This is a genomic window from Alteromonas sp. G4i13, assembly GCF_054960505.1.
The window spans coordinates 1-9,470 of the sequence record NZ_JBHNYX010000080.1; the positions used below are offsets into that span (position 1 = coordinate 1).

Annotated in this window: 10 protein-coding genes; 5 read left to right on the forward strand and 5 right to left on the reverse strand. The window is 45.7% G+C overall.

The genetic code is table 11. The features are described from left to right. Window positions 1–12: 12 nt before the first annotated feature. From ACFI6J_RS21065 to ACFI6J_RS21075, 3 genes are all read right to left on the reverse strand, one after another. The gene (locus ACFI6J_RS21065; RefSeq protein WP_049586039.1) at window positions 13–330 is read right to left on the reverse strand and encodes a putative signal transducing protein; all 318 of its coding nucleotides are present in this window, start codon (window positions 328–330) and stop codon (window positions 13–15) included. 140 nt (window positions 331–470) lie between these two features. Next, window positions 471–1,583: a PilT/PilU family type 4a pilus ATPase gene (locus tag ACFI6J_RS21070; RefSeq protein WP_014977241.1), complete on the reverse strand. Its 1,113-nt coding sequence runs from the start codon at window positions 1,581–1,583 to the stop codon at window positions 471–473. Between the two features lie 8 nt (window positions 1,584–1,591). Then, window positions 1,592–2,635, reverse strand: a complete 1,044-nt coding sequence (locus ACFI6J_RS21075; RefSeq protein WP_014950464.1) for a type IV pilus twitching motility protein PilT — start codon at window positions 2,633–2,635, stop codon at window positions 1,592–1,594. A 27-nt stretch (window positions 2,636–2,662) separates the two neighbouring features. On the opposite strand from ACFI6J_RS21075, the gene ACFI6J_RS21080 reads away from it, so the two are divergent. The 5 genes from ACFI6J_RS21080 to ACFI6J_RS21100 all read left to right on the forward strand — a co-directional run bounded on the left by ACFI6J_RS21080 (window position 2,663) and on the right by ACFI6J_RS21100 (window position 7,790). Further along, the gene (locus ACFI6J_RS21080) at window positions 2,663–3,349 is read left to right on the forward strand and encodes a YggS family pyridoxal phosphate-dependent enzyme (protein ID WP_039227916.1); all 687 of its coding nucleotides are present in this window, start codon (window positions 2,663–2,665) and stop codon (window positions 3,347–3,349) included. 70 nt (window positions 3,350–3,419) lie between these two features. After that, window positions 3,420–4,241, forward strand: coding sequence for a pyrroline-5-carboxylate reductase (proC, locus tag ACFI6J_RS21085; RefSeq protein WP_278346556.1), 822 nt, complete (start codon window positions 3,420–3,422; stop codon window positions 4,239–4,241). Window positions 4,242–4,261: 20 nt separating this feature from the next. Further along, window positions 4,262–4,798: a YggT family protein gene (locus ACFI6J_RS21090; RefSeq protein WP_061095732.1), complete on the forward strand. Its 537-nt coding sequence runs from the start codon at window positions 4,262–4,264 to the stop codon at window positions 4,796–4,798. Between the two features lie 96 nt (window positions 4,799–4,894). Next, complete coding sequence (locus tag ACFI6J_RS21095; protein WP_278346555.1) at window positions 4,895–5,368, forward strand: DUF4426 domain-containing protein; 474 nt, start codon at window positions 4,895–4,897, stop codon at window positions 5,366–5,368. A gap of 331 nt (window positions 5,369–5,699) precedes the next feature. Further along, entirely contained in the window at window positions 5,700–7,790 is a 2,091-nt protein-coding gene (locus tag ACFI6J_RS21100) for an oxidoreductase (protein WP_462557287.1), read from the forward strand. A gap of 30 nt (window positions 7,791–7,820) precedes the next feature. Here ACFI6J_RS21100 and ACFI6J_RS21105 read toward each other — a convergent pair whose 3' ends face one another. Beyond that, entirely contained in the window at window positions 7,821–8,981 is a 1,161-nt protein-coding gene (locus ACFI6J_RS21105) for a tetratricopeptide repeat protein (protein ID WP_252118962.1), read from the reverse strand. A 97-nt stretch (window positions 8,982–9,078) separates the two neighbouring features. Further along, the gene (locus tag ACFI6J_RS21110; RefSeq protein ID WP_014950470.1) at window positions 9,079–9,414 is read right to left on the reverse strand and encodes a VOC family protein; all 336 of its coding nucleotides are present in this window, start codon (window positions 9,412–9,414) and stop codon (window positions 9,079–9,081) included. Between the last annotated feature and the right edge of the window lie 56 nt (window positions 9,415–9,470).

Below are 9,470 nucleotides of genomic sequence, written 5' to 3' on the forward strand. Positions count from 1 at the left end.
CTCTTGCTATTATTACTTTTCTGCCCCACACTGCCAGCAGACATCAAAAGCAGCGCCGTTTTGTTCACTGCACTCACCACAAATCCAGTCTTCACTAGATAATGCCTTATCGTTTGATTTCTGAATGAAGAGCTCAATAACTTTCGACGCTCTTGCATACCAGCTGTCGTCAACAAGCCACACTTCCTGCTGAGAATCTTGCCAAGGCAGCTCTCCGATTGCGCCACTGGCAAACTCATTTTTTACCATATAAGGAATAGATAAAGCATCAAGCTCGCTGCGAACCGCTTGAAGTTCAAAAGCGTCTTGTGAAGTGAAGAGTTTTTTCAATGGCTACCCTCTTGTTAAACACAAAAGCAGCCCGTGGGCTGCTCATCATGCGAGAAAAACGTGTCTCTCTACTGCTTTATTTCAGTAAGCGTTTCAAATGCAGCTCCCCCTAAAGGGATTTCAGCATAAAGCGAAAGCAATTAGTCATCCATATCTATAGATACATTTGACAGTGTACCTAAGCTAGAACCGTCGCTGGTATCAAGCTTGATCATTAAGCGCAGGTCATTGGGCGAGTCGGCGTGGTGCAGCGCTTGGTCCATATCAATCTTACCCGCCTTATAAAGGTCGTAAAGCGCCATATCAAAGCTCTGCATGCCCTGCTCTTTACCTTTTTTCATTGCTTCTTTTAACGCGCCTATTTCATTACGCTGTATTAGGTCGCGTACTAGCGGCGAGTTTAGCAATATTTCTATTGCCGCAACCCTACCCTTGCCGTCTGGCGTAGGTACTAGTTGCTGTGCCACGATGGCGCGAATATTCAAGCTTAAGTCAAAGCGCAACTTATCGTGCTGATCTTTCGGCGCTAAATGCATAATGCGCTCAATCGCTTGGTTTGCGTTGTTAGCGTGTAGCGTAGCCACACACAAATGCCCGGTATCAGCAAACGACATGGCATATTCCATGGTTTCCATTGAGCGAATTTCACCAATCAGAATGACGTCAGGCGCCTGACGTAGCGAACTTTTAAGGGCGTCGTCGAAAGACTGGGTATCTATGCCCACCTCGCGCTGAGTAATAACGCAGTTCTTATGCTCGTGAACAAACTCAATAGGGTCTTCAATAGTCAGTATATGCCCGTGCGAATTTTCATTCCTATGTCCAATAAGTGCAGCCAATGACGTGGATTTACCCGTACCCGTTCCACCTACAAATAGAACCAGACCGCGTTTCGCCATAATAATTTCTTTTAATACTCGCGGCAGACCCAAATCATCAGCTTTCGGAATTTGAGTAACGATGCGGCGAATCACCATGCCCGCTTGGTCACGCTGCCAAAATGCAGAGCAGCGGAAACGACCAATGCCCTCTCGTACTATGGCGAAGTTACACTCTTTGGTGGTGTGAAACTCATTCTGCTGTTTTTCAGTCATCGCTTCGTGAACCAGCGCCAGCGATGCCTCTTCCGAGGTCGCGCTTTCCGTCACTGGCGTAAGTTTGCCGTTAATTTTGGCACTTACCGGAAACCCCGCCGTTACGAATAAATCCGATGCGTTGGTATCGACCATTTTTTGTAGTAGTGAATCTAACATATTGGCCTCTAGAAACTGTTCATCGACTGTTTATCAACTGACTTTGCTGCGGCGTCTTGTTTGGTGATAACCCCCATCGCCACTAAGCGCTGAAGACACTGATCCATAGTTTGCATACCGTGAGCCTGGCCCGTTTGAATAACCGAGTACATTTGCGGCACTTTATCTTCTCGAATAAGGTTACGAATAGCGGGGATCCCCACCATGATTTCATGAGCCGCAACTCGGCCCCCGCCTACTTTCTTAAGCAGTGTCTGTGAAATAACCGCACGCAATGATTCCGACAACATCGAGCGCACCATGGCTTTTTCTTCTGCTGGGAAAACGTCAATGATGCGGTCAATCGTTTTTGGTGCAGAGTTGGTGTGTAGTGTGCCGAATACTAAGTGGCCGGTTTCAGCAGCTGAAATGGCAAGGCGTATGGTTTCTAAGTCACGTAGCTCACCGACTAGAATTACGTCTGGGTCTTCACGAAGCGCCGAGCGCAGTGCGTTATTAAACGAGTGCGTATCGCGGTGTACTTCCCGCTGGTTTACCAAGCTAAGCTTGTTGTCGTGCACGAATTCGATAGGGTCTTCAATGGTAAGAATATGTTCACGCTTGTGGGTGTTGATATGGTCGACCATGGCCGCAAGCGTGGTACTTTTACCCGAGCCGGTGGCACCTGTCACAAGTACAATGCCGGTAGGCTGATTTATAATTTCCTTGAAAATTTCGGGCGCGCCAAGGTCATCCAAGGTTAATACTTTACTGGGAATAGTACGTAATACTGCCGCTGCGCCTCGGTTTTGCACAAACGCGTTAACACGAAAGCGCGACAGGCCATTAACTTCAAAAGAAAAATCGGTTTCCAGGTTTTCTTCGTATTCTTTGCGCTGCATGTCATTCATAATCTCATAAACGAGACCATGTACTTGTTTGTGATCGAGGGCTGGCACGTTCAGCTTACGCATTTCGCCATCTACACGAATAATTGGTGGTAGGCCCGCTGATAAGTGTAAATCTGAGGCGTTATTCTTAACACTGAAAGCCAAAAGTTCGGTAATATCCACAACCACTTCTCCAAAACAAGGTGAATAATGCAAACAATAGCAGAAAGACTAGATTCCGCACGAAAAGGAATAGACCAAGCCGCTACCAGTGCACATCGTCCACCAAATTCCGTTAAATTGCTAGCGGTTAGCAAAACAAAACCCGTATCAGATATTATGGAAGCGTATGAAGCCGGACAACGTATGTTCGGCGAAAATTACGTGCAGGAAGGTGTTGAAAAGGTTCAGGAACTTTCTCACTTAAGCGATATAGAGTGGCACATGATTGGTCCAATCCAATCGAATAAAACCAAAGTGGTAGCCGAACACTTTGATTGGGTTCAGTCTGTAGATAGAGAAAAAATTGCTCGTCGCTTAAACGAACAGCGGCCTGACTCAATGCCGCCGTTAAACGTGTGCATTCAGGTTAATATTGATGACGAAGAGAGTAAGTCAGGGGTAGCCCTAAGTGAATTAGATGCGCTAGTGGAGTTTATTAACTCTCAAAAGCACCTGACCTTGCGTGGACTAATGGCCATTCCCAAAGCAGATCCTAGTGAAGAACAACAGCGCGCCACACTGTCTAAGCTAAAAGAATTATTCGACCACTACCATACATCATTGAGCAATTTTGATACCCTATCCGTAGGAATGAGTAGTGATATGACAGAAGCGATTCAACACGGGTCGACTATGGTGCGCATCGGTACCGCTATTTTCGGTAAGCGAAACTAGCGCGCTAACCCAACGGATAGCGCTTCGCCTCGCTACACAGACTTAAACGCAACCAACAAATAGGATTTACATGCAACAGAAAAAATTAGCATTTATTGGCGCGGGTAACATGAGCCGCAGCATCATCAGTGGTCTTATCAAATCTGGGTACGCGAAAGAAAACATCCTTGCGGCAAACCCTTCCACACCAAAGTTAGACGGCCTGAAGGCCGAGTTTGGTATTCACACCACACAATCTAATGATGAAGCCTGCCAATTCGCTGATGCCATAGTCCTTGCGGTAAAACCACAAATAATGGGCGATATGTGCGGCGAGCTTCAGAAAAACAATGACCTTTCGGGCAAGTTGTTTATGAGCATTGCAGCTGGGCTACCGGTAGCCAGATTGCAAGAAATGCTAGGTGGTGAATACCCTGTTGTTCGTATTATGCCAAACACCCCGAGCTTGTTAGGCAAGGGCATGTCTGGGATGTATGCCGACGACACGGTTTCTCAGTCAGACAGGCAATACGTTGACGATGTAATGAACAGCGTTGGCGAAACCGTTTGGGTAGATAAAGAAGAGGGTATTAACGGTGTTATCGCCGCAGCGGGCAGCAGCCCAGCTTATTTCTTCTTGTTCTTACAAAATATGCAGGAAGAAGCCATGAACATGGGCTTTGACAAAGCGCAATCTCGCTTAATGGTCCAACAAGCGATGTTAGGCGCAGCCGAAATGGTTTGTAACAACCCAGACCTTGAATTAAGCGAGCTTCGTGCCCAAGTTACGTCTAAGGGCGGCACTACCGCAGAAGCCGTTAACACTTTCATTAATGAAGGTTTAAAAGATATTGTCAGCAAGTCGATGCGCGCCGCCGTAGCACGTGCTGAAGAAATGGCAAAACAGCTATAACGTTTTAGGAAAAACACAACATGAACGCAACGGTATTTTTGGTTGATACCTTATTTAGCCTTTATTTGATGGTGGTTATTCTGCGCCTTTGGTTACAAATGGTTCAGGCAGATTTTTATAATCCACTCAGTCAATTTGTAGTAAAAGCAACCCACCCTATCGTGGGGCCGTTGCGCCGTATTATTCCGTCAATCGGCAGGTTCGACACCGCTACTTTTGTGTTAGCGGTAGCGGTATGCGCGCTTAAGCTAATAACCCTTGGGTTAATGTTTGGCGGTAGTCTAAACCCAATCGGCATTGCGATTTTGTCAGTGGTTGGCGTGATAAAAGAAACCCTGTCATTAATGTTCTGGGTGCTGCTGCTACGCGCTATTTTAAGCTGGGTGTCACAAGGTCAGTCTCCGGTTGACTATGTACTGTATCAGCTAACCGAGCCGTTTTTAGCGCCAATACGTAAAGTCATCCCACCATTAGGCGGTTTAGATTTATCAGTGCTTATTGCCATCATCGCATTACAGTTTCTACAGCTTCTGATCCGAGACATTTTCCCTATGTAAACAATGTCTGCTAAAGACAGTATTAGTGAAAACATCGGTCATGCAGTTTGGGTCATAGAGCGAAACAAGCTGTAATGGGTAAGAATTAAAAACAAGATGAAGGCAGAGGTAGTTTCTATCATGGGTAGAATAAAACATATCAAAAAAGCTTACGTAGCACTTCTTGCGATGGCTATGTCATGCTTAAGCTTTTCCGCATTTGCCGAGCAAAAGCAAACGCTTGGTGAATGGGATGTTCACTATATGGTGGTGAGTACACCATTTCTGACACCTGAAGTAGCGGCTAGCTACGGCATTGTAAGAAGTAAGTTTAATGCGTTGGTTAACATTTCGGTGTTAAACAAAGTTTCCGGTGAAGCGCAACGGGCAGATGTCACAGGTACGGCTAAGAATCTGTTAGGTAACTCGCGTAAGCTGACTTTCAAAAAGGTGGAAGAAGGTGATGCTATCTATTACCTTGCCGTGCTGCCATTTCGCGATCAGGAAACCTTTAGGTTTGAGATTGACGTTCAAAAAGGTAGCAGCAAACAAACGCTGAAGTTTCAGCAAAAAATGTACGTTGACGAGTAACTTATAAGGCGAGCACTGCTTTAATAATGCCAATATCGTAAGTAAGCGCTCACCTGTAACGCATTCATGCTTGTGATGAAAAGCAGTGATTAACGAAGCGAGATATCCGTTAGCCCGGTATCTCGCTTTTTTATTATGTTAAAAATAGGGTAACTGCACTTTACCAATTGAATGTGGTGGTAAATAATCAAAGCAACTGGTCGGGCAAGTTAGTGTGGTCGGATTATGTGTAACCATTAGCACTTAAGTCATGAAAGACAGATGAGCACTGCGCCGCAGCAAAGAGCGACATGCACTGACTGCCTTCATAGCAAATAAAAAGAGAACAATTATGAATACGCCCTCGTCTCAGACCGTATCTCAGACAGCTACACCGCAGTCTGCCCACAATTCAGAACAACTCTCACCTTACTTCCCTAACTTATTAGCTCCGTTGGATTTGGGTTTTACTCAACTTCGCAACCGTACCCTAATGGGTTCAATGCATTTAGGTTTGGAAGAAGAGAAAGGTGGATTTGACAAACTTGCTGCGTTTTACGCTGAGCGAGCAAAAGGTGGTGCGGGGCTAATTGTAACAGGTGGTATTAGCCCTAATATTTCAGGTTGGGTAGCGCCCTTTGCTGGCAGAATGACCCGCTCTCGCCACGCGAAAAAACACCGTGTTATTACTGATGCTGTGCATAAAGAAGATGGCAAAATTTGCATGCAAATTTTGCATTCAGGCCGTTACGGTTATCATCCACTTGCTGTTTCGGCTTCACCGATGAAGTCGCCCATTACCCCTTTTAAGCCCCGCGAATTATCCTCTCGCGGCGTAAGAAGCACAATTAAAGACTACGTAAAATGCGCTAGCCTAGCTCAAAAGGCGGGCTATGACGGCGTGGAAATTATGGGTTCTGAAGGCTACCTCATAAATCAGTTTTTCTGTGAGCGCACCAATCACAGAAATGATGAATGGGGTGGCAGCTTAGAAAACCGCGCTCGCCTAGCGATTGAGATAGTAAAAGGTGTACGCGAGAAAGTGGGCACTAACTTCATCATTATTTATCGCCTGTCTATGCTGGACTTAGTCGAAGGCGGCGCTAAGTGGGAAGAAGTCGTATATTTAGCCAAAGAAATCGAAAAAGCAGGCGCTACGCTAATCAATACCGGCATTGGATGGCACGAAGCAAGGGTACCCACTATCTCCACATCCGTACCTCGCGCGGCGTTTACCTGGATAACCGAACGCATGAAAAAAGAGGTGTCTATCCCTCTTATTACCACTAACCGTATCAATACGCCTGAAGTTGCAGAATCGGTACTCTCACAAGGCCATGCTGATATGGTATCGATGGCGCGACCTTTCTTGGCTGACGCTCACTTTGTAGCGAAGGCTATGCGCAATGAGTCTAAGCTAATCAACACGTGTATTGCCTGTAACCAGGCTTGCCTAGACCATGCATTCGAACAAAAGCGTGCAAGTTGCTTGGTAAACCCACAAGCGTGCTACGAGACCGAACTTACCTTTACCCCTACTCAAAGTAAGAAAAAACTAGCGGTAGTAGGTGCAGGGCCTGCGGGTTTAGCGTTTTCCATGTATGCCGCAGAGCGCGGCCACGAGGTACATCTATTTGATAAAGCCAGTGAAATTGGCGGTCAATTTAATTACGCCAAGCAAGTGCCGGGTAAAGAAGAGTTTTACGAAACCCTACGCTACTTTGACAATCAGTTAGCTCGCGTGGGCGTTACGGTTCACCTTAACACCCAAGTAAACGTAGAGAACCTCTCAAACAAGGGGTTTGATGAAGTGGTGCTAGCCACCGGTATTAATCCTCGTACGCTTACAATTGAAGGGCACGACCACCCTAAAGTGATGAGTTATTTAGACGTATTGCGCGACCACAAGCCAGTAGGCAAGAAAGTGGCTATTGTTGGCGCCGGCGGCATTGGTTTTGATGTAGCAGAGTTCCTGGTAGAACACGAACATTTAGCCAAAGATAAAGAAAAATGGCTGGCGCATTGGGGTATAGATAAAGACTATGCGGCACCGGGTGCACTAAAGGAAAAAGCCATAGAGCCTTCAGATCGCGAAGTGTATCTATTGCAACGTAAAACGTCTAAAGTGGGCAAAGGGCTGGGCAAAACTACGGGCTGGATCCACAGGCAATCATTGAAACACCACAATGTTCAAATGATAAATGGTGTGAGCTACGAGAAAGTAGATGATGAAGGCCTGCACGTGCTGATTAACGACACGCCCAAAGTATTGCCGGTCGATAACGTCATTGTATGTGCTGGTCAGGAGCCGCTTAAGCCTCTGCAACAACCTCTAGAAGAGGCAGGATTTACCGTGCACATTATCGGCGGTGCTGACGTAGCGGCTGAACTTGATGCTAAACGGGCTATCCGTCAAGGCGCTGAACTGGCAGCGCGAATTTAAGCGCGCGGCCGGCACCAAGAACCCCGTTCGTTATTGGCTATTTTGAATAGCCTGTAGCTTTGCGGTGTAAAGCGCTCTGTTCTGCGAAGGCAGCGAAAGAGAGAGCGCTTTTTCCATCATACTTTCAGCTTTGATCACCTCGCCCTTTAAAAAGTAAGTTTTAGCCATAGCCGAGTAACTCTCGCCTAAATAAGGTCCTGTCGCGATGGCCTTGTTGAAAAACACTTCTGCCTCCGAAAGCTCACCTTTCGCTAAAAATGCATTCCCCAAATCTATCCATCGGTAGGGGTTGTCATCGTCTGTTTTTAAATACATTTCCCCAATTCGCGATAAGGTTTCTACGTCGCCTATTTTCTTAAGTAGCACTGCAAAGTTTGATAGCGTATGAACCGATTGGATATGGTTTTCAATTGCAAATTCGTAAAGTTTCCTAGCTTCTTCTTCGTAGCCGTTTGAACGGTAGAGTACCGCGAGAGAATTTAGCGTAGATGCATTCGCTGTGTTTAATTCCATTGCGCGATACAAATAACTGTAGGCTAAATCAGGGTTGTCGCTCATCACTTCAGCAGACATATTTTGGTAATACATTGAGATAAAGTCAGCCTCGGAGATATAAACTCCCCGGTCGTTACGGCTTGATGGAAAATAATCAATGATAGCTCTTCCCCGAAAAACGATGCTATCGCCTGTTTTTTCGGGTTCAGGCCCTAAAATGATGCTTCGGACATGTGTTGACGTAGTGAGAGTGTTTCCAAACCGTCGATAAAGTGGTGGGGTATGGACTTGTTGATAAACCACATCAAGGTTAACGATCTTGGCAAGCGCTGTAGTAAGCACAGCAAGCGACATACAGTTTCCGTATCGCTTGTTTAGAACATCTTGTGCTTTTAGCGTATCGCCAGCGTAACTGAAGTTCGAGACTAAGTTATCCAAATAATAAGCGAGGCGAAAATTAGGCGATACGTGTGCTTTTGTGGGCGAATTATAATAAGAAAGAAAGTGCTGCTTTTGCTGCTCAGATAACGCAAAGAGCGCACCGGGTTCTTCCACATCGATTAATGCGAATTCGCTAATCTGCCAATTGTAAGGTGCTAACTCACTCTTACTCTGGGCATCACTGCTTTTAGTGCTCTGGCACGCCACATTAGCCATCAATGCCATTGCTAGAAATAACAGTTTTGTTTTCAACATGCTTTCCCTTTCTGACTTTCCCTTAATTTAAGAGTAATTGTTCAAAAAGTGTATTACAAGTTAGCCCACAAATCGCGATTAGAAGCGCTACTTTATATTAAAACTGATCGAACATGATAGCGTTGCCATCCGGGTCTTTAACAATGAGATGCCCGGGGCCGCTATCGCCTTTCACAGGCACGTCTAAAGCGATGCCTTGTTCAACTAGATTTGCCTGAAGTGCCCTAACATCACTTGGGTTGAAGGTCATAATGTTATCTTCAAACATCCCTTCGAATAACCCAATCATGGTGGTGCCATTTTTCATCATTAACCATTTATCTTCCACCGAGCCGCATGAAGGCATGGCTTCAAAGCCCAAGGCCTCATAAAACGTCTTCGACTTGCTGATGTCTTTAACCGTTAAACTTAACGAAAATAGCCCTAACTCCACTTTATTCTCCCTTAAATTTCGTAACCATTGTTCACGTATACCAATCCGCATAGATA

Excerpts from the sequence above, each read along its gene's own strand:
- ACFI6J_RS21105 (WP_252118962.1), bottom strand. The coding sequence starts at position 8,981 with ATGTTGAAAACAAAACTGTTATTTCTAGCAATGGCATTGATGGCTAAT.
- ACFI6J_RS21070 (WP_014977241.1), bottom strand. The coding sequence starts at position 1,583 with ATGTTAGATTCACTACTACAAAAAATGGTCGATACCAACGCATCGGAT.
- ACFI6J_RS21090 (WP_061095732.1), top strand. The coding sequence starts at position 4,262 with ATGAACGCAACGGTATTTTTGGTTGATACCTTATTTAGCCTTTATTTG.
- ACFI6J_RS21080 (WP_039227916.1), top strand. The coding sequence starts at position 2,663 with ATGCAAACAATAGCAGAAAGACTAGATTCCGCACGAAAAGGAATAGAC.
- ACFI6J_RS21095 (WP_278346555.1), top strand. The coding sequence starts at position 4,895 with ATGAAGGCAGAGGTAGTTTCTATCATGGGTAGAATAAAACATATCAAA.
- ACFI6J_RS21100 (WP_462557287.1), top strand. The coding sequence starts at position 5,700 with ATGAATACGCCCTCGTCTCAGACCGTATCTCAGACAGCTACACCGCAG.
- proC (WP_278346556.1), top strand. The coding sequence starts at position 3,420 with ATGCAACAGAAAAAATTAGCATTTATTGGCGCGGGTAACATGAGCCGC.